The following is a 22,086-nucleotide window of genomic DNA, read 5'->3' on the forward strand; positions in this document are numbered from 1 at the left end:
TATTCTTGAAAAGTTCGATGCCCGCATTGAACGCTGCTTGGACACGAAAGAAGGGCAGAAGCTGGACGCCATTCTAACATCAGCCGGACCCCGAGGTAACCTGCGTGCCATGCAGGCTGCGGCGCGACCGTTTATAGAAAAAGCTCTTGAGCAGTTTTCTGGCACACATCTGGTTTTTGGTCATGGAGATCCATGCTTCTCGAATATCCTGTTTGACAAACGTCTTGGTTTGATGCGGTTGATCGACCCCAAGGGAGCGACCAGTTTTGAAGCAGGTTTGATGCATCCCTTGTATGATGTCGCCAAGTTCAGCCATTCCGTGCTGGGTGGATATGATTTCATCAATAATGCCTTGTTCAACTGTAGTTTGAACGATCAACTGGTAATGGAATGTCATCTGGATGAAGGAGGCCCGCCCACATGGGCTCAGGATGCCTTCCGTCACCGTCTTGAAAAAACCGGGTTAGATGTGGGGGCTGTACGTGCTGTCGAGCTGTCACTTTTCCTGTCCATGTTGCCACTTCATTCAGATAGACCCAACAAGCTAATGGGTTTTGCGCTAACAGCGGCGACGATACTTGATGATTTGGAGAGTAGGGCATGATTGGTAAAGACAAGGTGCTGGTTGTCGATATTGACGGAACGCTGTGTGATATCAAGGCACAGGAAGAAAACTACATCGATGTTGCACCAGAGCCGCAAATAGTGGCGCGGCTACAGAAAATGCACGCTGAAGGCTGGCGTATTGTTCTGAGCTCTTCTCGCGGCATGCGTTCAAATGATGGTAATCTCGGGCAGATCAATAAAATCGTTGGGCCAGTGGTTCTGGAATGGCTGGAGCGTCACAAGATTCCTTTTGACGAGATTTATTTTGGAAAACCGTGGCCCGGTAAAGAGGGTTTTTATATTGACGATAGGTCTGTCAGGCCCAGAGAGTTTATTGAAAATGATCTGGCAGGTGTGGAAGCCTTGATAGCTCGTGATCGTATAGCAAAGGGATGAATATGAGCGGAGTAATGGCGATTACGATGGCGGGTATGGGATCACGCTTTAAAAAAGCCGGATACCATCAGCCAAAATATGAAATTGAGGTTCTAGGTCATCCCCTCTTCGACTGGTCCATGCTGAGCCTGACAGCCTTCCGCGATGCAGGGTGGCGTTTTTGTTTTGCAACGAGCAAGGACATGCAGGCAAAACCGTATATCGCTGCGCGATGCAAGGCATTGGGCATTATTATTGATGACGTGATTGAACTGGATCATGTGACAGATGGTCAGGCGACAACAGCATTGCTGTTAGCGCAGAAAGCGCCGTCTGACGCGCCGTTTGCCGTATATAATATCGATACGTTTGTGAGGCCTGGCTTGATGGCTCCCCCCGATCCGGCCCTCTGTGACGGCTGGATTCCTTGCTTCCGGGCGCCAGGGGATGGGTGGTCTTTTGTCAGGCTGGATGACGACCAGAAAGTGGTTGAAGTTCGTGAAAAGGTGCGTATTTCAGATTTTGCTACGCTGGGCCTTTACTGGTTCCGCAATGCACAGATGTATTGTGATCTTTATCACCAGCACTTTGCTCGGCCCGACGGTATGGAAAAGGGAGAGCGCTACATTGCCCCCATGTATAACCGTCTGATCGAAGCGCGCCAGCGTGTAACGATTTCCGACATTCCTGTTGAGGATGTCGGGATGCTGGGTACACCTGACCAAGTAAAGGCTTTTAGGGAAGCACCCACAGAAGCCGTTAACGAAACGTTAAAGCTGATGCCATAAATCGAGTTTTTATGGCTTTGTTTTGTGACCTTTGTGACTGTAGGGGCCACTGTGCCAGTGTGTCCCTTTCCTCGTGAGTTTGTGATCCCGGTAAGGTTAAGCTGACCAAGATGCTTGCTTATCGTGAGCAATTATAAGTTGCCTATTCAAATCATGGATCCAGGCAAGACTATGTTCCTGCAACAAAGCCAACCGGAACAGAAGCATAATGAACCGAAGACCGGTCTTCGGTTCGCTGCAAAAAATGATAGTGTCATTATTTTAACAAACGCGGTTAATATATTGTCTAATCAGTTAAAAGTGACGAAATATTTTTCCACAATCATATTGCATTAAGTTAATATTTGAAAGAATTGAGAAAAAGCAACAGTCTAGTTTAGATATCGTTTTTTGGAGAGAAAAGAGCAAACATATAGAGGCAGCGCTTTATTGGAAATAAGGTGTTCTTAGTTCCACACTGGTAACAGTGTTATCTGCGTAAGAGGAGGGGGAAGCGTGAGTGAGCGTATCAAGGAGGACAGAAATGCGGGGAGTAGTTCATATTTCTGTTCATTGCAGCGCTTTAGTATCCCCGTTCAGGACGTTTTTCTGAGCACTCCCGCTCTTCAACCGTATCTAAGGTGCGCACAGGGGACTGTCTCGGGAGGGTTTCTGCGAGACTTGGTGTGCTGCATCCTGTTTGAAAAGAAGCTTCAGCTCGGTCGTATGTCTCGCTTGCAAAAGCAGGGCGGTTCTTGCGTCCAAAGAGCTTCTGGGGCTATATCCGTAAGAGATTTGGATACGAAAATATTTCCCACCATGATGCTCCCATACAGGAACACTACGCTGTGCAACGTGCTATAAAATGTGTTGTCCAGAAAGAGAGAAGAGTCCTCAGAATGTTTTATGATTTTAGGAAGAATTATGATTCTGATGAAAGAGGATTTCAACGCGATGAGATGACGAGTGCAGCCTTTTAGTGGCACGTTTATGCATTCTTGAGCGTGGGAAAATTCTTTTCATCCTTCCAGATGTAATGTCCTGAGCTGACGTGAAACGCCAACAAGATTACGTTTGATACGAACAAAGACGTTTGAAAAAGAGAGATAGATAAAATGAAGAAAAACGAGATTGTTTTCAAGAACGAACAATTCTCTTCTCCTCTTCAGGCGGGGAGCGTCAGTATTATCGTTCCAGTATATAATACAGAAAATTATGTTATTGAAACTCTGAACAGCCTTATGGGCGAAGAACAGGGCCGCCACGAAATTCTGGTTGTACATGATGGCGGAACTGACAACAGTTTAAATCTTGCTATTGAGTGGGCAAAGACTGTTGAAAACCCTGTTGCCATTATTGACCAAGCCAACGCGGGTCTTTCTCAAGCCCGAATGTCGGGTCTGTCACATGCACGTGGCGATTATATTGCCTTTCTCGACAGTGATGATGTGGTGACACCGGGTCTATACACCCGCATGGCGCGTTATGCCGCAGAGGAGCAGTGTGAGCTTGTGATCTGCCGAAGCGCGGTTTTTGATGACAGTAATAGCCATCTGAGTGACTTTTATGATGACTGGCTGTGGAATGATCTGTTGCAGAATGCTCCATCAAAAACAACATCGCTGAAAGACTCTCCCATGTTGCTTCGGTTGGAGCCTAACGCCAATACACGGGTTATGAGTCGTGCATTCATGGTTGCAGAGGGAATTTGTTTTGAACAAGGGCTGATTTTTGAAGATCTGCCCCCTCATACTCACGAAATGGCAGCCGCCAGGCGCATCGGTCTTTTGAATGAAACTGGCTATCATTATCGAATTAACAGGCCTGGTAAAATCACACAGGAACGCAGTCAGCGCAGGTTCCATATTTTCAAAAGTGTTGAGCTTGCTATTCAATATGGGAAGCAATATTCGATCGATAATGAAGCAGGTGCCGCACTTGTCAGTTTGATGACACGTATGATTATTTGGTGCGGAGAAAATGTGCTCCTCCCGCAAAGGCAGGAATTTTTCACGCAGGCCTGTGAACTATACGCGACCATCCCGGAAGACTGGTTTGCAACGTATCATAGAGTTTTTTCTGAAAACCCATGGGAAATCAGGCAGTCTCTTTTCCTGAAAAATAATGACCGTCTTGCTCTGGTTAAAGACACGCTTGCTGTGCACGAAAAAGAAGATGATGCCTCTTCTGAAGCCCAGTCCAGTCTGCTTGCCAACGGGGACGCGCGTCCAGTCATACATCCCAAGCGATTGGTGGGAGCGGCCAAAAGGCGATTGGGCAATCTGATGAACAAAATGTCCAACATTTCCGGCTCCTGATAGCGAGAACAGGCTGATGATCCGTTTTTCCAATTTTCATAGTCATATTCGTCAAATACCACTTTCTGTTCCTGCGCATATTAGAGACGAGGATGTCGGGCGCTTGGAACATTCATGGTTCGGTCCACGTTTCTGTTCTCAGAAACGTAATGGTGTCGGATTGTTTGTTGGTGGTCGATCCGGGTTGGAATGTCTGCTTCACCTTCATTACGCTCCGGAAGCTTCTGTTTATGTGGTCGAGCCGGATTTTTTCCTTCGTGCATCCTTGACCGGCTTGTTTGGAACGGATCCTCGTGTTTCGATTTATGAAAGTCTGGATGCGTTTCTTGCCGCAGCAAAAGATGTTGAAACACTTGATTTCGTGCGGATCGATGATGCGTATTACCCGACTGTTTGGACTCTGATTAAACATTTTAAAATTAAAGCACTCACGACAGAGATCCCATTTTCATGCAGCATTTATGATATCTCGGAACAATTACGTCCTCACGTCTCTTTTCTCTATCTTGCTCATGCGAGTGGACGTGGGCGGGGCTTTGATAAGCCTCAGCCTAAAATAGCTGTTTCTGTTATTGTGCCAGCTTATGGTGTTGCCGCTCAGCTTCCGCAATGTCTGGACAGTCTGGTTGAGCAGACATTGGAGCGGCTGGAAATTATTGTGGTGGATGATGGTTCTCCAGATGCCTGCGGAGAAATAGCCGACAGTTATGCTCAGAAATTTCCGGAGCGTGTTGTTGTTGTGCATAAGGCCAACGGAGGATGCGCTTCTGCACGAAATGCAGGGATGGCCGTTGCACGTGGGCAGTTTATCGGGTTTGTGGACGGTGATGACTGGGTTACCCCAGACATGTATTCCGATCTGTACAAAATGGCTGTGGAAAATGCAGCAGATGTTGCCCAGGGAGGGTACTGCCTTGCATATGAAGGCGGACTGATTGCCAATAGCAACGATATTTACGCAGGACGTGATGGCCTGTTTAAAAGATCTGGTATTGTTGATAATCCGCTCAGTCTGCTGACAGGCCAGCCTACTATCTGGCGGCGCATTTATGCGAAAGAATTGCTGACTGAAAACAAGATTATTTTTCCAGAACATATAAAACGTTTTGATGATCTTCCTTTTCAGTTTGAAGCTCTGAGCTTGGCACGGCGCATTGTAACGACGGCGAAGGATTATTACTATTATAGGCAAGGAAGGCTAGGGCAGGATATCCTTGCAAAAGACGAGAAATTGTTTGTACATTTTGATATTTTTGATTACCTGAAGCCAAGAGTAACATCGCGAATGCGCAATGATGTTATTGAGCAGCTTATGATGGTTGAAGTGAACACTCACATATGGGCTCTGGGGCGATTGGATAGTAATCTTGTGGAAGATTATAAAGCCCGTGCCATGCGGTCTCTGCATGATGGGTACAAAATGCTTGCCCCTAAAGCACGCCGAAAAATCATGGAAAAAGTGAATACGGAAATAGAAAAAGCATCACGTCATTAATACCCAGGCGCCCTTGCTCTTTTCGTGGGCAGAAAAGAGCAAGGGCGGGGGCGAAGGCATCTGTCTAGATGGTTGTTCTTGAAACCTTTCTATAAGCTTGAGCTTTCTGGCACAGAGGTTCGGTGGTCGGTATTTTCTCGGGAATAGAGAGCTGCGACATCTACCTGCGCCAGATGTCTTACTATCTATCTGGCTTCCTACCTGTCGCAAATGCGATTTTTTCTCACTCTCTTCTGAGTGGTTGTAACAACGAAATGGGTCTAAGGTTGTAGATCTAAATGTTTTGTTTGTCTGAAGAGGGTAGGTAATCTTATGAAAACCGGATTTTTTGCGAAGACTGTAAAACAATTTTCCTCTCTTGAAGAAAAAATAGAAGCTGTAGGGTGGAATACGGGTAATATCGTGTTCACGAATTCAATAATAAATCTCCTGGAATGTGAAATTGTTTCAGAAGATGCAGAAGAGGGAACACTCAGTAATTTTGACCAATTTATTACGACAGAACTGATATGGCTGCGTGAAAATGTGCAGCCGTGGCTTAGTTTAACAAAGCAATTGGAAAAGGCTGGAGATAAACCTCTTGTTCCGATTAGCATTGGCTTGCAGTCAAAATATTTTAAAAAAGACTTTTGTCTCCATCCGGAAATCATAAGCATATTAAAAGGAATGGAGGAGAAAACCTGTTTTGCAGTAAGAGGAATATATACATATGATATTTTATATAAAAACGGCATAAGGAATATGGAAGTAATTGGGTGTTCTTCATTATATCAGATCCCTCTCTATCAAAACTCATTTGATTTTCTAAAAGACTATAAATATGGAAAAGCTGTTTCCAATTTTCGGACATTTGATACGGATCTGACCGAAAAAGAATATAAAGTATTGAAATATCTAAGTAAAAATTGCGATGGATTTGTTGAGCAAACTTTTGATTACATACAAAATATAAATGGTTCAGATAGTGAGATAGATAAATGGATTGAGGATAGTAAAAGTATTTATTTTGATGTGGACACGTGGCTATTAAATAGCAAAAAATATAATTTTAGTATTGGGTCTCGGTTTCACGGGAACGTCATGGCAATTCTATCGTAACCGGCCGTTCTGTGCCGCCTTGATTATGCGGCCTTTTTGTGAAGCGTATTCGCGGGTTGCCAGTTCCATGGCAACAATTCGTGGAGGCGGTTGATCTTGTGTTCGTTGATGCGGGCGAGAACATCGGCGAGGTAATCGTGCGGGTTGAGGCCTGAAAGTTTTGCGCTTTCGATAAGCGTCATGGCATCAGCGATGTTGTCGCCCCCGGCGTCTGAACCGGCAAACAGATAGTTTTTCCGCCCGACGCATACCGGTCGTATGGCCCGTTCGGCAGGATTGTTGTCGATGGCAACACGACCATCTTCGAGGAAGAGGGTAAAGGCTGCCCACCGGTTGAGCGCATAACGGATTGCTTTTGCCAGTTCCCCCTTGCCAGGGATACGGGCGAGCTGTGTTTCGCACCATGCGTGGAATGCTGTGACACGAGGGCGGCTTTTTTCCTGTCGGACAGCCAGACGATACGGAGCAGGAGACCCGGTGAGCTGCCGCTCGATATCGTAGAGTTCCCCGATCTGCTCGAGTGCTTCCCTTGCGATTGTCGAATCACTGCCCTTCCAGACATCATGGAAGGCCCTGCGGAGATGAGCCCAGCAGGCCGCTTCGCGCACATGCACGGTTCCCGTTGCATCGGGTTTATACAGATCCCTGAACCCCGCGTAGGCGTCAGCCTGCAGAATGCCCCGGAACTGTGCCAGATGGGTCTGGGGATTGATCCCCTTGCGATCGGGAGAGAACCAGTAGGCCACGGCGGGCGGATCACTCCCGCCCCAGGGGCGGGGATCGCGCAGATAGGTCCAGATCCGCCCTTCCTTCACACCACGTGGTTTCCCAGCCTGGCGCAGACGGGAATCAAGAACCTGGATGGGTGTATCATCGGCATGCAGCAGGTCTGCCTTTACGACATCCTGACGGATCAGATCTGTGAGAGGACGCAGAACGGCAACGGCCTGACCACACCAGTCGATCAGGGTTGAACGGGGAATGTCCACACCCTGACGGGCAAAGATCTCGTTCTGACGATAAAGCGGGATATGGTCATCGAATTTCGAGACCAGGATATGGGCCAGAAGCCCGGGGCCAGCCATCCCCCGTGGAACAGGGCGCGACGGTGCTTCAGGCTGCACCATCGTTTCGCAATGGCGGCAGGATTTCTTCAGCCGTGCCGTTTCGACAACTTTCAGTTTTGCCGCAATAAAGTCCAGTATTTCGGTGACATCTTCGCCTACAAGACGCAGAGGACCGCCACAGGCAGGACAGGCCTCACCCGGGTCGAGAACAATACGCTCCCGTGGTGTCGTGTCAGAAACCTGTGGTTTGCCACGCTGCCGTGGGGGAGAGACTGCATCATCGCTGACATCATGCTCCCTGATATCAGGAGAAGGATCGGCTGCCGCGATGGCGATTTTTACATCTTCAAGGAGCAGTTCGAGCTGTTCAATCTCACGGTCTATCTTTTCTGAACTGGCCCCGAATTTCTGTTTCTGAAGGCGTGCGATCCGGATTTTGAGAGACTGGACAAGAGCCTCATACGCACGGGCCGACGCAGAAAGCCGGGCCACTTCGGTCTGCAGGGAAACAATCATTTCCCTCAGGATATCCGGATCATCAGGCAGGACCACGGGTGCAGGCGTCATTATGAAAAAATAGCAGAAAATCTAAGAAAATTCAAAAGGTTCTACACGATCACGCCATAAAAATCAGGCTACGCGAGACGGTGGTGCAGACCAGGAAGGGCGTCTCCACTCCATGCCTTCCCACAGCATGGCCATCTGTGCTGTCGTCAGGCGTGCAACGCCCTCTGCCGGAGACGGCCATGGAAAACGTCCCTTCTCAAGCACCTTGTAATAAAGACAGAACCCCTGACCGTCCCACATCAGAAGCTTGATCCTGTCGCCACGGCGACCACGAAAAGCAAAGAGCGCCCCTGATGTCGGGTTCTGACGCAGCACGTCCTGTGCCAGTGCTGCCAGACCCGATATGCCCTTGCGCATATCGGTCACCCCGCAGGCCAGATAGACACGCACGCCGTTGCCCACGCCAATCATGCCGTCTCCGCAATCTGGATGACCCGGGCCAGAAGATCTTCGGCAGGATGTCCCGTCACCCTGATACTACGGCCATTGCGCAGCACTATGGCCAGTTCGTCAGGTCCACCGCCAGATGTCACAGCAGGTGTCGTCACTGAAGCAACAGGAATAAACGCCACAGACTGATCTGGCGAAGATAGTCTTTGACGGAATGAACTCCGCCATTGGTAAAGGTGTTGGCGGGTCAGGTCATGCCGACGTGCCACATCCGATACACTCGCTCCATCCACACCAACTTCAGACAGTATCGCCAGTTTGCGTTCATCCGACCAGCGGCGACGGCGTTCAACACCAATCAGGATTTCCTGGGCCATTCTTACCTCTCAAATGACGTCAATAACGACGTCGTTAACGACGGTAAGTTACCAGTCACAATCTTTAATCATAAGGCGGCCTCAAACGGCCGGTTACATTCTATCAGGTGTTCCTGCATTGTTTTTGGCTATTGATAGTAGAACAAAAGAGATGACTAATTTTTTTGATCTACCGTCTCTTGAATTTGAGGATTTCGATGAATACAGAACGATGGAATATTATAGGGATTCCACAAACTACGATAATTTTATAAAAAAATATAATTACAACACTCAAAACTTTATATCTTACTTAAGTAAGTGCAATGTAAATATTTCCGAGAAATACAAAGAAAAATTCTCTAATTTTTTGCTTAAATAGTAAAAAAGGTATTGGCTGGTATAGAAAAATGAGGAAAGCGGGCGAGCAATATCTCTGTCGTATAAGTGGAGGGTTCTAAAAACCCTCTTTCCGCCTGTATAAAAACCGTATCCCAATTGATATTGGTACTATTGGGAAAATAAAAATAGGGGTTTTTAGCCCCCCAAGTTGAAAACGGCTTGCGTTTTGACTCATCATTGTCATGGGGTGAGTTATTCGATTTTACTATTTGATCTTGTTGCTGGATACCATATCTGGAAAAGTCATAAACATAATAGGGCAAGGCTACCCCAGCCAATATTTTCCCTGATGGCGAGCAACAACTTCGCTTGTCTCTCTTTGAGAGCATATCAAAAAGAACTATCAGGCCGTTCTTGATTGTTATTTCGAAGGAGAGGAGTTGCAGCCCTACCATTCTGTGGATGGATTTTCCTACTTCGTGCGACCGTGAACGTCCTCAGGTCATGAAGGAATGATGCCGTGTTATGGGCAGCATTCCTCGACTAATAAGGCTTCATCCAGTCAAGCACAACTCAACCGGGCCCCGTATCTACCCAGCCGATATTTCCGTCATCTCGGCGGAAAACCACGTTGATCTGTTGATTTTTCCGGTTTCGGAATAGCAGGATGGTGCTTGCCGCAAGGTCCAGCCGCATCACGGCTTCGCTGACGCTGAGGTGAGGGATGTCCGTGGTGTGTTCCGCGATTATAGCGGCGTATGTTTCCTGTTCCTCGGCTTCGTCTGTGGCGGCCTGTGTTTTATTGGCGTGTCCGTTTGCTTTGCCTTTTTTGTTCGGCGGAGGCTGTTGCAGGACATAGGAACGGCCTGTTTCGGGAATGGCGTCACTCTTGGTGGCACGAGCGTGGGACGTTACGCGCCGATGGTAACGGCGCAGCCGTTTGGCAATATGCTCGGCAGCGTCATCAAACGCGGTATTGGCGTCCGCAGCCTCCCCTTCACCTCGCAATGTAAGGCCGCGTCCGGCATGGACATTGATATCGCACGTGAAAAAGGAACGCGCCTTGCTGAAGGTGACCTTGGCTTCCAGCGCCTTGTCAAAATACCGGTCCGCCAGATTGCCCATATGGGTATTGACGCGGTGCTTGAGTGCGTCAGACAGATCAATCTGTTTGCCGGAAACATGAATATGCATTCGGATGTCCTTCCTTGTCTGTTACAAGCAGGACCGTCGCGCCTGAATCATGAGCCACACGGTGTTGCGGCCTGTTTTCAGGCGCTGGCGGCTTTAACCGTCAATCATGCAGCCATGGAGTCTGCATGATCTGAAGTTTATTTGGGCACGCTCTCGCGGGTGTGTCCATTCTTTTGTTACAGATTTAATGCATCACCAAGGCTGACAGTTCCCTCGCCATTCCAATGATTATGCAGGCAGCGCAAAAAACTGCTGATGTGGGGTTGCTGCCCGCAACGGCTACCGCGTACAAACGAAGCAGAGTTGCAAGCCAGACAAGGACATCATGCTTTTACGTTCAAGCCCACCTGCCAATATGCCTAAAATGCGTCGTAGCTGGCGGGCCAAACTTGTCGTGCTTGGTGTTCTGGCCACAGGCTATGGTGCCTTCATGTGGCATATGATGCACAGCAAGCCACCGGTTATTATGGAACGGGTGCTTATTCCGGTGGATGTGGTGAAAGAGAAAAAGCAGGCTGAGCCGCCTGCGCCTCCCGCGCCGCCTATCCCGTTGATACAGCCTCCACATGTGGATCTTCCGCCGCCAGTTATCCATCGCTAAGCATCTCCGCCGTCTGGGCAATCTTGCGATGGGTTAGCCGTCAGGCGTCGAGCTCCTGTTGAAAATCATGCTGTGCTACGTGGGGTAGAAGCAGGATAGGGCTTGAAGAAGAAGCGTAGTCGGATGGTTTCCCGCCCCTAGAGGCTTCTGTTCCTCATCATTTTTATGGAAACGGCCACCATGCGGGCGGGCAGGGCTTTTGGGGCCGGAATACATGCCTGCCAGAGAAAGGCGCGAAGGAAGCCTGTTGCAGGCCAGAGCGATCCAGCAGGTTTTGCAGGCAGCTTCCCTGACTATTACAGCGAGAAGCTTTCCCCCAGATAGACGCGGCGGACGTCTTCATGGGCCACAATTTCTTCTGGCACGCCCTGCATCAGCACCTGCCCACTATGCATGATATAGGCCCGGTCAATGACCTCGAGTGTTTCGCGCACGTTGTGGTCTGTAATCAGCACGCCAATGCCACGGTCTTTCAGGTGGGACACAAGATCACGAATTTCGCCCACGGCAATGGGGTCAATCCCGGCCAAAGGTTCGTCCAGCAGGATGTAATGCGGCTGGCTGGCAAGCGCACGCGCAATTTCCAGACGTCGACGTTCCCCGCCCGAGAGCGCCAGAGAAGGAGAGCGACGAAGGTGAGAAATACCGAATTCGCTCAGAAGGCCATCCAGCATCACTTCCCGTTTGTCCGGGTCCTGCTCCACCACTTCCAGAGCGGCCATAATGTTCTGCTCAACATTCAGGCCACGGAAAATGCTGGCTTCCTGCGGTAGATAGCCAATGCCCAGCCGCGCCCGACGATACATGGGCAACTGCGTAATATCGGCTCCGTCCAGCGTGATGGAGCCTGTATCTGGCTGCACAAGGCCCACAATCATGTAGAAGCTGGTGGTTTTCCCGGCCCCGTTTGGCCCCAGCAGACCAACGGCTTCACCCCGATGCACCTCAATGGAGACATTCTTCACCACTTCGCGCTTCTTGTAGGATTTGCCTATTCCGTGCGCAAAAAGCCCGTGCCCCGGTTTATGCTGGGCATTCAAGAAAGCCGGTTCCGGCCCGATGATGCGTTCTTCCACTGTTTCTTCAGCGGTCCAGGTAATTTCCTGAGTCATCCTTATTTCCTGTCTGACCCATCGCCGTTATTGGGCACCACAACCCCGCTTACCCGGCTGCCGGGGTGTTCGGTCATGGTGGCTAGGCCTGTATGCATATTGATGATGGCGGCCGCACCCTGGATCTGGTTGGCACCACGGGTGATATGCACGTTCCCCACAATCCGCGCAATGCCTGTATCCGGCACGTAAACCCCCCGATCCCCGGTTACGATTTCCGTTTGTGTTCTGACCCAGACATGGCCAAAGGCGTTCACTTTTTCCAGCTTGCCGGAGCCGTTGCTCAGTGGATCACCGGACGTCTGTTTACCGGCATCCTGCTGCCCATTCTGGGGTTGAGCGGTGTTATCAGGTGGCGCGCTGTACCCTACAAGCACATCCGCCCGAATCTGGCGTCCATCATTGGTGGTAACGGTGGCATTGCCGCGCCCGATGGAAATGCGCTGCTGGGAATAATATTCCATGGAATCACGTGCTGTTAGCAGATCCTGTGGGGTCACCAGTTTCATGGCTTTCCCGTTCATGACCAGCACAGCCTGATCCATGTCATAGACCGCCTTATCCCCCCAGGCCTGATCGGTCTGGGTGTAGATATGTACGTGCCCAATGGCCTCCAGCCGATAGATTTCATTCGCACCGGAAGAGTCTGGATCACCACCTGCGGCGGGTTGGCCTGACGCGGGTGGAGCGGCAGGGGGCGTGCCTGCCGTTGTATTGGCTGGTGCGGGAGGCTTCTGGTCTGTCCCGGCATCAGGGCCGGGGGCGGGGCCATCGGGCGCAGTCTTTTTACGATAATAGGCAATCAGCTTATCGGCCGTTACCGTAACATCGCCACGGATGGCTTTTGCCTGATCATAGGCAGTGACTTTTTTCTGGTTCTGGTCCCAGTCAAATCCTCCTACGGCGGTGACGGTAATCTGGCCACCGTGCGAGAGATCAATGGACTGGGCGTAGGCCATACCCGGCAGTAGGGTTGCCAGCAGAACGGCACCGAATGCCAGAGGAGAATAGCGAGGCAGCTGAAAGGGGGCGGCCTTCAGGCGCGCCAAAGCAACAGACGGCATAATCAGGATGCTTTCCCATCAGCGGGATGACTACCGCGATCATCATTCAGGATAAGGCGACCCGGGCCACGAAACTGGGCAATGCCTTCATGCTGGGAGAGCAGGTAGCCCTTTGCGTCCAGCACGCCAAATGGCCCTTCCGCCCGTACCCAGGAATCCGATGCAATAATGCTACGTTTGATATCAATATCCGCTACCGGACTATGCATCATCAGGCCATCATCACGATACAGGGTCACTTCTCCTGTCAGATCAAGAATATCCGCGTGCTGCATGTATACGCCTTTTTGTGAGCGCACCAGAATCCAGTCTCCGCCCTGTGTCAGAATATCGGCGGCGGGGTTGGTCAGGTCCATCCGTTCCGGGTTGACCTGATGCGCGCTGTCTGATGTCACCATGAAGGGGCGGTTGTGTTCGTCTACCCCTCTGTAAGTGGCACCCACCAGATTGCCGCTTTCAATCTTCACCTTGGAAATTTCCCGAATGGCGGCGCTGTTGGCGTTGATCAGCCGGTCCACCTCTGGCCAGACGGCAATGGAACTCAGCAGCAGCAGGGCGGTGGCGGGCAGAACCCATTTGGCCCAGCGCAACAGGGTGCGGCGGCGGGCAAGGGTTCCGGCATCAGGCGCAACCCGGCGCTGTTGGGCAGGCGCCAGCCGCTCGCGCTGCTGGCGAATGGTTTCTTCCGAACGGGCAAAATCATCCCGCTGGGGGGATTTTCTGGGCGGTTCTGTCATCCCACACCGGCCCGCAAAAGGTCATGGACATGCACCACACCCAAAGGCTTACCCTCGGCATTCAGCACAAACAGGGAGGTAATGGGTCGGTCACGCTCGTTCATCAGGCGCAGGGCGTCCGCCGCAAAAACATCAGGCCCGATGGTGAGCGGAGTGCGGTTCATGACATCCTTTGCCTGCGTAATGGTAAGATCAAGGTCCAACGCCCGGCGCAGGTCGCCATCCGTGATCAGCCCCGCCAGCTTGCCATTATGGTCCAGAATACCAATGCAGCCTAGGGCTTTGCATGTCATTTCCACAATCACGTCCCGCATGGGCGTATTTTCCTGCCCGATTGGCAGGGAACTGCCGGTCCGCATGAGATCCTGCACGGTCCGCAACCGCATGCCCAGCCGCCCGCCGGGATGAAAATTCCCGAAATCGTTCGCCGTAAAGCCCCGTTGCTGAAGCAGCGCAACGGCCAGCGCATCGCCCAGGGCAAGCTGCATGATGGTGCTGGTGGTTGGGGCCAGCCCCATGGGGCAGGCTTCCGGCATGGAGGGGAGGGTGAGCGCAATATCGGCTGCCGTGGCCAGCGTGGAGGTTGCTCTGCTGGTAACGGCCAGCAAAGGCAGTTTGCAGCGGCGGGTGTGGGCGGCAATATCGCCCAGTTCCGTGGTTTCACCTGAATTGGAAAAGGCCAGAACGGCGTCACCGTCCTGCACCATGCCCAGATCCCCATGGGAGGCTTCTGCCGGATGCACAAACAGGGCTGGGGTGCCGGTAGAAGCCAGTGTGGCCTGCACCTTGCGCGCGATATGCCCGGATTTACCAATGCCCGTTACAACCAGCCGTCCCGGTAGAGTGCTGATAAGTGCCACTGCCTGCGCAAATGCGCGCCCAAGGCTGTTTGGGTTCTGCAGGGCCTGTTCCAGCGCATCCAGCCCGGCGCGTTCTGCCCGCAAAACGGCCACAGCGTTTGCTGTCAGCGTGGCTTGCTGGCGTGCTGCGGTTGGGGAGGCGTGTTCCGAGGCGAGAAGCTCTGTCATGCGTCAGGAGGTCCGGGTTAAAACGGGTTAAGACCGGTGAGAAAATATATCTGGGTCTTCATACCCCAGAAGATCAAGCTGGGCACGGGCGGGCAGAAAATCGTAACAGGCCTGCGCCAGTTCCCGCCGACCTTCCCGCTGGAGAAGGGCATCCATCTTCTCCCAAAGTGCATGCAGATACAGAACATCGGACGCCGCATAGGCCAGTTGTTCGGGCTTGAGGTCAGGCGCGCCCCAGTCAGAGGTCTGCTGGTGCTTGCTCATTTCCACCCCCAGCAGCTCCCGGCACAGGGCGGCCAGACCATGCCGATCCGTAAAGGTGCGAACAAGGCGCGCGGCAATTTTGGTGCACACCACAGGACTGATCGTAATGCCCAGCGCATGCTGGAGAATGGCGACATCAAATCGCGCGAAATGCATGATCTTGGTCACGCTCGGATCGGCCAGAATTCTTTTCAGGTTGGGACAGTCATATCCCGTTCCGCCCAGAGAAGGAGGGACAAGCTGCACAAGATGAGCAGTGCCATCTCCGGCGGAAAGCTGCACAAGGCAGAGCCTGTCACGATAAGGCTTAAGGCCCATGGTTTCCGTATCAACGGCCACGGAGCCAGAGAACGTCACGTCATCCGGCAGATCGTTCCGATGTAATGTAATGGCACCTTCGGACGGGGGCCGGGATGAGGTCATGACCCGCTCCATATCTTTCTGTTAATCTGGCCAGAGCGATACCGCCGAGGGAAGGGATTGTCCATTCCGGCGCTCCTGCATCCTGTTTCAGGCGATTTGATGGTGAGCGCAGGATACTCTCTGTCATGATTTCTTTTGGAGAGGCTTCGTTTCGTGCTGGCTGGAGAGTCTGAAAAATTCAGTCTGTAGTAATTCATGTGATTTTATAAATATTATTAAAATATTTAAACTGAAATAAATGAAATAAAAAGATATACAACAAGTAGTTATTATTGTTTGCAGGGGATATTAATTTGCATGAGCTCATGAAATAAAATGACTCTCTTTTCCTTTACGTATTTTTGAACTTATGTCACATAAGCGCGCTATCTTTAATCATTAAGTTGAAGCGAAAAGTTGCTTTTCTTGCAAACAGGAAAGGCCGCTTGGCGTTGAGTTGGGTGTTGCGCAAGCCGGAGGCGCCGCACCCACGATAAATTTTGGAGGAAGAAAACCTTATGCAGGATTCTGGCACGGCGCATGCCCATTTTGGATGGTTCAAGCGCCGCAGGCAGATGAAGCCCGATGATATTACCGTGGTGGATAGCGATATGCTGAAACGTGCCGTAGGAGCAGCGGCTCTGGGCAACGCCATGGAATGGTTTGATTTTGGGGTTTATGGCTACATTGCCGTCACATTGGGGCGTGTGTTTTTTCCGTCCAATGATCCCACCGCCCAGCTTCTGGCAACATTTGCAACGTTTACGGTCGCGTTTCTGGTGCGGCCCGTGGGGGGTATGGTGTTCGGCCCGCTGGGGGATCGGTATGGGCGGCAGAAAGTGCTGGCATTCACCATGGTTCTCATGGCGCTGGGCACGTTTTCCATCGGGCTTATTCCTTCCTATCACAGCATCGGGTTAGGGGCTCCGGCGCTCTTGCTTCTGGCGCGGCTTGTGCAGGGGTTTTCTACAGGTGGCGAATATGGTGGTGCTGCCACCTTTATTGCCGAATATTCCACGGACCGCAGGCGGGGCCTGATGGGAAGCTGGCTGGAATTTGGCACTCTGGCCGGATACGTGGCCGGAGCAGGTACGGTGACGGCCCTTCAATTGGGGCTTGAAGAAAGCCAGATGCTGGCGTGGGGCTGGCGTATTCCGTTTCTGGTGGCGGGGCCGCTGGGGCTTCTGGGGCTGTATATGCGCATGAAGCTGGAAGAAACTCCGGCCTTCCAGGCGTATGCGGAGCAGGCCGAAAGCCGCGAGCATGACAAACCCGGCTGGACGGAACTGCTGCGTGTACATTGGCCACAACTGCTGAAATGCGTGGGGCTGGTGCTGGTCTTCAACGTAACGGATTACATGCTGCTGACCTACATGCCCAGTTATCTGAGTGTGACGCTTGGTTACCCGGAAAGCAAAGGCCTGTTGCTGATTATTATTGTCATGCTGATCATGATGCCGCTGAACGTGGTGGGTGGTCTCTTTAGTGACAAATTGGGGCGCAGGCCCATGATCATCGGGGCCTGTCTGGCGATCCTGCTGCTGGCTGTTCCCTCGCTTCTGTTGGTGCAGAGCCACAATAATATTCTTATTTTTCTTGGTCTTATGCTGCTGGGGCTTTCTCTGGTGTGTTTTACCAGTTCCATGCCCTCAACGCTGCCTGCTCTGTTTTATACGCCCGTGCGCTATACGGCGCTCTCTGTTGCTTTCAACCTCTCCGTTTCCCTGTTTGGGGGCACAACACCGCTGGTTACAGCGTGGCTGGTGCGCACAACCGGGGATTTGATGATGCCTGCCTATTACCTGATGGGGGCAGCCGTTATTGGCATCCTGACCATGTTGACCGTGCGTGAGACAGCACGCATGCCTTTGCGTGGCTCTCCGCCTGCCGTGGCGACAGAGGCAGAAGTCAAAGCCATTCTTTCCGGGGACCACCCGATTACGGTTGATGCCACCTTGCCGCCTCTACCCTGAGGGGGGCGGGGAGAGCGGAAGAAGAATGGAAATCTGAGCGGGAAGCCGAAGCGTGGCTGGAGGGAGAGATCAAATGACAGTTCCACGCGTTGGGTGCGGTGCGGCCATCCTGCGGGAGGGCAAGCTGCTTTTGGTCCAGCGGCGGCGGAACCCGGAAGCGCATCATTGGGGGCTGCCGGGTGGGAAGGTTGATCCGTTTGAAACAGTGCCCGCAGCCGTAGCCCGTGAAATTCAGGAAGAAATCGGGTTGAGCATCACGCCACAGACGCTTCTATGCGTGGTGGACCAGATAGATCAGGCACAGGGGCAGCACTGGGTTGCCCCTGTCTATCTGGTGGAAGAGTGGCGCGGTGAACCCACGGTGCAGGAGCCGGAGGCTCTGGCAGCAGTAGGCTGGTTTGCGCTGGATGCTCTGCCTGCTCCGTTGACGGAGGCTACGCAGCAGGCCTTGCGTGCGTTGGCCGAGCGTCGGGCATGTTTGCAAAACCAGCGGCAAAAGGGATAGCCCCGCAACCGGAACATGCGGTAGGGGAGGGGAAAGAGTGAGAGAGATCAAAGGTTCTTATGCGTAATCCCCGTTCCGGTCGTTCGTCCCGTCATCAGCGCAACCAGTCCTCTGGCGGACGGGAAGGGGGCGGCGCACCAGCCGGGAGCTGCTGGTTGTTCGGCACGCATGCCGTTGCGGCGGCGCTGGCTAATCCGCGTCGTGTCTTTCAGCGTCTGCTGGTGACGGAGGGCGATCACCCCGCTCTGCTTGCTGCGCGTGAGGCCGGAGCCAGACTGACTATTGAGCCCGAGCTTGCGCAGCGCGCCAAACTGGATGAGCTGCTGGGGGCAGAGGCCGTGCATCAGGGCGTGGCTGCGCTGGTCAAGCTGCTGCCAAATCTTACACTGGATGAGGCGCTGGAACGGCCGGGGCCAGTGCTGGTGCTGGATCAGGTGACAGACCCGCGCAATGTGGGGGCCATTCTACGCTCTGCCGCCGCCTTTGGGGCTGCCTGCCTTGTGGTGCAGGATCGTAACGCGCCGGAAGAAACCGCCGTGCTGGCCAAAGCTGCTTCAGGCGCGCTGGAAACCGTGCCCATGGTGCGGGAAGTCAATCTGTCCCGTGCGATTGAGGCCTTGCAGAAAGGCGGGTGCTGGACCGTGGGGCTGGATGCAGGCGGCGGCTTGCTGGACGGTCCTTCTTTTGAAGGCCGCCGTGTGGCGCTGGTCTTGGGGGCGGAAGGCAAGGGCCTGCGCCGCCTGACGCGCGAAAGCTGTGATGAAATTGCCGGGCTGTATATGCCCGGTGATATGGAAAGCCTGAATGTTTCCGTTGCGGCGGCGGTGGGGCTTTATGAGTTGGCCCGCGTGCGCATGCCCAGCACATACCAGCCCGCAGCAACAAAAAAGCCAACGTAATAGCCAATATCGGCCCCATTCAGCCATTTTGCGACGGGGCCGGTATAGAGCGTGCTGGTTGAAAAGAGCAGGATGGTCAGCACGGCGGTCACGGAAAAAATGGTGGCCCCGTATGTCCAGCCGGGTGGAACCGGATGCACTGTGCGGTCTCCACAATACCAGTCCGCCAGCACAATGCCGATCCACGGCGCAATCCAGTACATGGTGACCATCAGATAATCTGTGTAAAGCGTGGTGTAGCGGCCCGCGCCTGCTACAGCGAGCACGTAGCCCAGTACGGCGGTAAGAATGGCTGCGGCCACGCGGGGCACATGCAGGCCGGCGGAAATCAGGCTATAACTGGCAGTGTTATCATTGAACGAATTGCCGGTGATGGAAGACAGCGCAATGGCTGCCAGCGCCACGGCCCCCAGAGGCCCCATGGCCTGCTGAAGCGAGGCAATAACGGCGGTGGGCGATGGGTCCGCCACGCTGCCCGCCGTAAGTAAACCCAGAATCTGGAATGGAATGGCGGAACCCAGAAGCCCCGCCAACGCCAGAAGCACCACTTTTTTCGGACTGGAAGACGCTGGCAGATACCGCGTGTAATCAGAAGAATAGGATGCCCAAGACAGGTTGAAGCTGACCAGAACGCCTGTGGCCAGCAGAAAAGTCTGCCAGCTTACGGGATGATGGGCCGCTATGGGGGCCGTCCCTTCCACCGCCAGCGTAATGCCCATCAGCGCAAAGGTGATCAGCAGTACCCCGCCCAGATATTTCTGCAAAAGCTGCACAACGTGGTGCCCGTAAATGGAGGCCACCATCTGGGTTGCGGCCAGAACACCAAGAGCCAGCCAGAAAGGGGAGGAAATGCCGCCCAGCAGCAACAGCGCCATCAGGGCTGTGGCGGCAGGCACGTTGTTTACCGCATCCCACCCGACGCAATAGATCCAGTTCAGGAAGGCAGGAGGGCGGATACCAATCTGCCCCAGCGCCCGGCGGGAGGCCTCCATCTGTGTCAGCCCCATGGCGGGGCCAATGGCGGCAGCAAGGGCAACTGGTAGCGCCCCGATTATGTTGCCGAGCACAATAGCGAGCACCCCGGTCTTGAAATCCAGCCCCATGCTGGTGAGCAACGCCCCCGTCACCCAGCCGCCGGGGCCGAGGTTGGGGGAAAAATGGCTCCAGAAGACACGGTCCATCTTCATGGTCTTCAGTGCAGCGGGCACGGGTTCGCGCACGGATGCGGCTGAAAGCTCTTCCATCAGGCCACCGGGAGAAGAAGCGGAAACGGGGGTGGACTGGTGGTTCATGCCGGGGAGGGTCCTCAGGCTAAAAGGGTCATGACAGGTCCGGCTCTGGCATGGTGCCCGCAGCCCCGGTGGGCTGATGGGTGTAATAGGCTTCCGCCAGCCGTATAGGCAGAAGGTCCATAAATCTGGACCCGGCTGCAAGCCATAATGGAAAAACAATGCGTCTTTCGTTGCGGCGCAGGCCGCGCAGAATACGGCGGCTGGCGTTATCCACATCTGTCATGCCCGGCATGGGGAAGCGGTTTTGCGCCGTCATGGGGGTGTTGAGGAACCCGCAGACCACGGAAGAACACAGAATACCTGCCTGCTTCATATTCCCGCCAGTGGCCACCATAAACCGGTCAACTGCCGCCTTCGCCGCGCCATAGGACGGCGTGCCGGGATAGGAGACCAGTCCCGCAACGGAGGAAATGGCGCAGATTCGCCCGCGCATGCCATCCGCTGCACGGGGCTGGCGGCGCATCAACGCCATGGCGGGCAGAACAGTGTTCAGAACGCCATCCATATTGGTGGCAAAAAAGCGTCGTACCTGTTCGTCAGGCTCGTAAGGGGCATCATCCGGCGTTTCGGGCTTGCGGGTGCCCCCGGTAATGCCTGCACAGGCCAATACCAGATCAAGCTGCCCGGTGCTTTTTACCCACTCCGCCATGGTCTGCCGGTCGGCTACATCGCATCGTGCGATGTCCACACCTGCTCCGCGCGAGATGCACTGCCGGGCGGTTTCTATCAGCCGGGTCTCATTCCGTCCGCCCAGATGCAGCATGCGTCCGGGCCGCGCCAGAGTGAGGGCCAGTGAGCGCCCGAGGCCGGAGGAGGCTCCGGTTATCAGAACGGTATTATGTTTCATGGTCGCTCTCTTAACGCGAGACTGTTAGAAGGGCTGCACGCCACAGGGCAAAGCGGGCATGCATGGCGGCCAAGGCCATGCTTTCCCAAGCGTTTGCTGGCGGGTGAGCAACACGGGAGTTGGAACGCGGTATGGTGCAGGGCAGAACGTCTGAAGCAGGGGCGAGGTTGAAACGGCGCGGAGTCTGTTTTGTGATTTCCGCTCCGTCGGGGGCAGGAAAATCGACCATTGCCAACGCCTTACGGGCGTCCGAGCCCCAGTTGCGCCACTCCGTTTCCGTCACGACGCGCCAGCCACGGCCTGGTGAGAAGGAAGGCGTGCATTACCACTTCCGCAGCATGGAGCAGTTCGAGGAAATGGCAGCAAAGGGCCAGTTGCTGGAATGGGCCATTGTGTTTGGCCGTGGCTATGGCACGCCCCGCGCTCCCGTAGAGGAAGCGCTGGCTGCAGGGCAGGACATGGTGTTCGATATAGACTGGCAGGGCCACCAGCAGGTGCGTCAGGCATTGCCGGATGACGTTGTCAGCCTGTTTGTGCTGCCGCCATCGCTGGAAGAACTGGAGCGCCGTCTGACCTCCCGTGCGTCTGACCATCCGGATGAAATCGCCCGGCGTATGGCGGCCGCGCGTGATGAAATTTCCCACTGGCACGAATTTGATCATGTGGTGGTGAACAAGGATCTGGACCGTGCCATTTTTGAAGCCCGCGCCATTCTGACTGCCGGACGCCTGAAAACCCGGCGGCAAACCGGGCTTGAAGAATTTGTTGGGACGTTTGGAGCCTGAGC

Annotated in this window: 23 protein-coding genes; 11 read left to right on the plus strand and 12 right to left on the minus strand. The window is 53.4% G+C overall.

The window, feature by feature from the left end; translation table 11 throughout:
- Positions 1–109: 109 nt before the first annotated feature.
- From ASN_RS13225 to ASN_RS13250, 6 genes are all read left to right on the plus strand, one after another.
- Positions 110–604 carry a hypothetical protein gene (locus tag ASN_RS13225; RefSeq protein WP_157765188.1) on the plus strand — a complete coding sequence of 165 codons (495 nt, stop codon included), beginning with the start codon at positions 110–112 and terminating at the stop codon, positions 602–604.
- Entirely contained in the window at positions 601–1,002 is a 402-nt protein-coding gene (locus ASN_RS13230; protein ID WP_058988449.1) for an HAD family hydrolase, read from the plus strand. The genes ASN_RS13225 and ASN_RS13230 overlap by 4 nt, the downstream gene beginning before the upstream one ends.
- Before the next feature lie 14 nt (positions 1,003–1,016).
- Positions 1,017–1,769: a glycosyltransferase family 2 protein gene (locus tag ASN_RS13235; RefSeq protein WP_231948231.1), complete on the plus strand. Its 753-nt coding sequence runs from the start codon at positions 1,017–1,019 to the stop codon at positions 1,767–1,769.
- Positions 1,770–2,863: 1,094 nt separating this feature from the next.
- A complete protein-coding gene (locus ASN_RS13240) occupies positions 2,864–4,066 on the plus strand; it encodes a glycosyltransferase (protein ID WP_058988451.1) in 1,203 nt (400 codons plus the stop codon).
- A gap of 16 nt (positions 4,067–4,082) precedes the next feature.
- Positions 4,083–5,561: a glycosyltransferase gene (locus ASN_RS13245; RefSeq protein ID WP_082666688.1), complete on the plus strand. Its 1,479-nt coding sequence runs from the start codon at positions 4,083–4,085 to the stop codon at positions 5,559–5,561.
- A 312-nt stretch (positions 5,562–5,873) separates the two neighbouring features.
- The gene (locus ASN_RS13250; RefSeq protein ID WP_058988453.1) at positions 5,874–6,659 is read left to right on the plus strand and encodes a polysaccharide pyruvyl transferase family protein; all 786 of its coding nucleotides are present in this window, start codon (positions 5,874–5,876) and stop codon (positions 6,657–6,659) included.
- 23 nt (positions 6,660–6,682) lie between these two features.
- On the opposite strand, the gene tnpC is transcribed toward ASN_RS13250, so the two are convergent.
- The 5 genes from tnpC to hpf all read right to left on the minus strand — a co-directional run bounded on the left by tnpC (position 6,683) and on the right by hpf (position 10,575).
- A complete protein-coding gene (gene tnpC, locus ASN_RS13255; RefSeq protein ID WP_058986868.1) occupies positions 6,683–8,293 on the minus strand; it encodes an IS66 family transposase in 1,611 nt (536 codons plus the stop codon).
- 63 nt (positions 8,294–8,356) lie between these two features.
- Positions 8,357–8,704, minus strand: coding sequence for an IS66 family insertion sequence element accessory protein TnpB (gene tnpB, locus ASN_RS13260; RefSeq protein WP_010510701.1), 348 nt, complete (start codon positions 8,702–8,704; stop codon positions 8,357–8,359).
- Positions 8,701–9,060: an IS66-like element accessory protein TnpA gene (tnpA, locus tag ASN_RS19275; RefSeq protein WP_058986867.1), complete on the minus strand. Its 360-nt coding sequence runs from the start codon at positions 9,058–9,060 to the stop codon at positions 8,701–8,703. Before tnpA ends, tnpB begins: the two co-directional genes overlap by 4 nt.
- A gap of 353 nt (positions 9,061–9,413) precedes the next feature.
- A complete protein-coding gene (locus ASN_RS19730; protein WP_157765189.1) occupies positions 9,414–9,836 on the minus strand; it encodes a hypothetical protein in 423 nt (140 codons plus the stop codon).
- A gap of 118 nt (positions 9,837–9,954) precedes the next feature.
- Positions 9,955–10,575: a ribosome hibernation-promoting factor, HPF/YfiA family gene (hpf, locus tag ASN_RS13275; RefSeq protein ID WP_058988455.1), complete on the minus strand. Its 621-nt coding sequence runs from the start codon at positions 10,573–10,575 to the stop codon at positions 9,955–9,957.
- Between the two features lie 325 nt (positions 10,576–10,900).
- Between hpf and ASN_RS13280 the strand changes: the two genes are divergently transcribed.
- Positions 10,901–11,176: a hypothetical protein gene (locus tag ASN_RS13280; protein WP_058988456.1), complete on the plus strand. Its 276-nt coding sequence runs from the start codon at positions 10,901–10,903 to the stop codon at positions 11,174–11,176.
- 296 nt (positions 11,177–11,472) lie between these two features.
- Here ASN_RS13280 and lptB read toward each other — a convergent pair whose 3' ends face one another.
- The 5 genes from lptB to ASN_RS13305 are packed head-to-tail and all read right to left on the minus strand — an operon-like array spanning position 11,473 to position 15,804.
- On the minus strand, positions 11,473–12,288 hold the full coding sequence (gene lptB / locus ASN_RS13285) for an LPS export ABC transporter ATP-binding protein (RefSeq protein ID WP_006559834.1): 816 nt from the start codon (positions 12,286–12,288) through the stop codon (positions 11,473–11,475).
- A 2-nt stretch (positions 12,289–12,290) separates the two neighbouring features.
- Positions 12,291–13,337, minus strand: a complete 1,047-nt coding sequence (locus ASN_RS13290) for an LptA/OstA family protein (RefSeq protein WP_375600764.1) — start codon at positions 13,335–13,337, stop codon at positions 12,291–12,293.
- A gap of 17 nt (positions 13,338–13,354) precedes the next feature.
- Positions 13,355–14,089 (minus strand): LPS export ABC transporter periplasmic protein LptC, encoded by a 735-nt coding sequence (lptC, locus tag ASN_RS13295; protein WP_006559836.1) that lies wholly within the window; start codon positions 14,087–14,089, stop codon positions 13,355–13,357.
- Positions 14,086–15,117 (minus strand): KpsF/GutQ family sugar-phosphate isomerase, encoded by a 1,032-nt coding sequence (locus ASN_RS13300; protein WP_058988457.1) that lies wholly within the window; start codon positions 15,115–15,117, stop codon positions 14,086–14,088. Before ASN_RS13300 ends, lptC begins: the two co-directional genes overlap by 4 nt.
- 27 nt (positions 15,118–15,144) lie before the next feature.
- Positions 15,145–15,804, minus strand: coding sequence for a ribonuclease D (locus tag ASN_RS13305; RefSeq protein WP_058989339.1), 660 nt, complete (start codon positions 15,802–15,804; stop codon positions 15,145–15,147).
- Between the two features lie 497 nt (positions 15,805–16,301).
- Between ASN_RS13305 and proP the strand changes: the two genes are divergently transcribed.
- The 3 genes from proP (at position 16,302) to rlmB (ending at position 19,160) form a co-directional block, all read left to right on the plus strand.
- Positions 16,302–17,756, plus strand: a complete 1,455-nt coding sequence (gene proP / locus ASN_RS13310) for a glycine betaine/L-proline transporter ProP (protein ID WP_058988458.1) — start codon at positions 16,302–16,304, stop codon at positions 17,754–17,756.
- A 73-nt stretch (positions 17,757–17,829) separates the two neighbouring features.
- Positions 17,830–18,261 (plus strand): NUDIX hydrolase, encoded by a 432-nt coding sequence (locus ASN_RS13315; RefSeq protein WP_058988459.1) that lies wholly within the window; start codon positions 17,830–17,832, stop codon positions 18,259–18,261.
- A 59-nt stretch (positions 18,262–18,320) separates the two neighbouring features.
- Positions 18,321–19,160: a 23S rRNA (guanosine(2251)-2'-O)-methyltransferase RlmB gene (rlmB, locus tag ASN_RS13320; protein WP_035378126.1), complete on the plus strand. Its 840-nt coding sequence runs from the start codon at positions 18,321–18,323 to the stop codon at positions 19,158–19,160.
- Here rlmB and ASN_RS13325 read toward each other — a convergent pair.
- Positions 19,094–20,452, minus strand: a complete 1,359-nt coding sequence (locus tag ASN_RS13325; RefSeq protein WP_058988460.1) for a purine-cytosine permease family protein — start codon at positions 20,450–20,452, stop codon at positions 19,094–19,096. The genes rlmB and ASN_RS13325 overlap by 67 nt on opposite strands.
- A gap of 28 nt (positions 20,453–20,480) precedes the next feature.
- Complete coding sequence (locus tag ASN_RS13330; protein ID WP_058988461.1) at positions 20,481–21,299, minus strand: SDR family NAD(P)-dependent oxidoreductase; 819 nt, start codon at positions 21,297–21,299, stop codon at positions 20,481–20,483.
- Positions 21,300–21,430: 131 nt separating this feature from the next.
- Between ASN_RS13330 and gmk the strand changes: the two genes are divergently transcribed.
- A complete protein-coding gene (gene gmk, locus ASN_RS13335; protein ID WP_058988462.1) occupies positions 21,431–22,084 on the plus strand; it encodes a guanylate kinase in 654 nt (217 codons plus the stop codon).
- Positions 22,085–22,086 lie beyond the last annotated feature (2 nt).

The sequence above is a fragment of the Acetobacter senegalensis genome (genome assembly GCF_001499615.1).
GTDB lineage: Bacteria > Pseudomonadota > Alphaproteobacteria > Acetobacterales > Acetobacteraceae > Acetobacter > Acetobacter senegalensis.

Coding starts and splice junctions, on each gene's coding strand:
- ASN_RS13240 (WP_058988451.1), top strand. CDS start 2,864: ATGAAGAAAAACGAGATTGTTTTCAAGAACGAACAATTCTCTTCTCCT.
- ASN_RS13305 (WP_058989339.1), bottom strand. CDS start 15,804: ATGACCTCATCCCGGCCCCCGTCCGAAGGTGCCATTACATTACATCGG.
- ASN_RS13235 (WP_231948231.1), top strand. CDS start 1,017: ATGGCGATTACGATGGCGGGTATGGGATCACGCTTTAAAAAAGCCGGA.
- ASN_RS13300 (WP_058988457.1), bottom strand. CDS start 15,117: ATGACAGAGCTTCTCGCCTCGGAACACGCCTCCCCAACCGCAGCACGC.
- hpf (WP_058988455.1), bottom strand. CDS start 10,575: ATGCATATTCATGTTTCCGGCAAACAGATTGATCTGTCTGACGCACTC.
- tnpC (WP_058986868.1), bottom strand. CDS start 8,293: ATGACGCCTGCACCCGTGGTCCTGCCTGATGATCCGGATATCCTGAGG.
- rlmB (WP_035378126.1), top strand. CDS start 18,321: ATGCGTAATCCCCGTTCCGGTCGTTCGTCCCGTCATCAGCGCAACCAG.
- proP (WP_058988458.1), top strand. CDS start 16,302: ATGCAGGATTCTGGCACGGCGCATGCCCATTTTGGATGGTTCAAGCGC.
- ASN_RS19730 (WP_157765189.1), bottom strand. CDS start 9,836: ATGGTAGGGCTGCAACTCCTCTCCTTCGAAATAACAATCAAGAACGGC.
- tnpB (WP_010510701.1), bottom strand. CDS start 8,704: ATGATTGGCGTGGGCAACGGCGTGCGTGTCTATCTGGCCTGCGGGGTG.
- ASN_RS13250 (WP_058988453.1), top strand. CDS start 5,874: ATGAAAACCGGATTTTTTGCGAAGACTGTAAAACAATTTTCCTCTCTT.
- tnpA (WP_058986867.1), bottom strand. CDS start 9,060: ATGGCCCAGGAAATCCTGATTGGTGTTGAACGCCGTCGCCGCTGGTCG.
- ASN_RS13225 (WP_157765188.1), top strand. CDS start 110: ATGCAGGCTGCGGCGCGACCGTTTATAGAAAAAGCTCTTGAGCAGTTT.
- lptB (WP_006559834.1), bottom strand. CDS start 12,288: ATGACTCAGGAAATTACCTGGACCGCTGAAGAAACAGTGGAAGAACGC.
- lptC (WP_006559836.1), bottom strand. CDS start 14,089: ATGACAGAACCGCCCAGAAAATCCCCCCAGCGGGATGATTTTGCCCGT.
- ASN_RS13245 (WP_082666688.1), top strand. CDS start 4,083: ATGATCCGTTTTTCCAATTTTCATAGTCATATTCGTCAAATACCACTT.
- ASN_RS13325 (WP_058988460.1), bottom strand. CDS start 20,452: ATGAACCACCAGTCCACCCCCGTTTCCGCTTCTTCTCCCGGTGGCCTG.
- ASN_RS13280 (WP_058988456.1), top strand. CDS start 10,901: ATGCTTTTACGTTCAAGCCCACCTGCCAATATGCCTAAAATGCGTCGT.
- gmk (WP_058988462.1), top strand. CDS start 21,431: ATGGTGCAGGGCAGAACGTCTGAAGCAGGGGCGAGGTTGAAACGGCGC.
- ASN_RS13230 (WP_058988449.1), top strand. CDS start 601: ATGATTGGTAAAGACAAGGTGCTGGTTGTCGATATTGACGGAACGCTG.
- ASN_RS13315 (WP_058988459.1), top strand. CDS start 17,830: ATGACAGTTCCACGCGTTGGGTGCGGTGCGGCCATCCTGCGGGAGGGC.
- ASN_RS13330 (WP_058988461.1), bottom strand. CDS start 21,299: ATGAAACATAATACCGTTCTGATAACCGGAGCCTCCTCCGGCCTCGGG.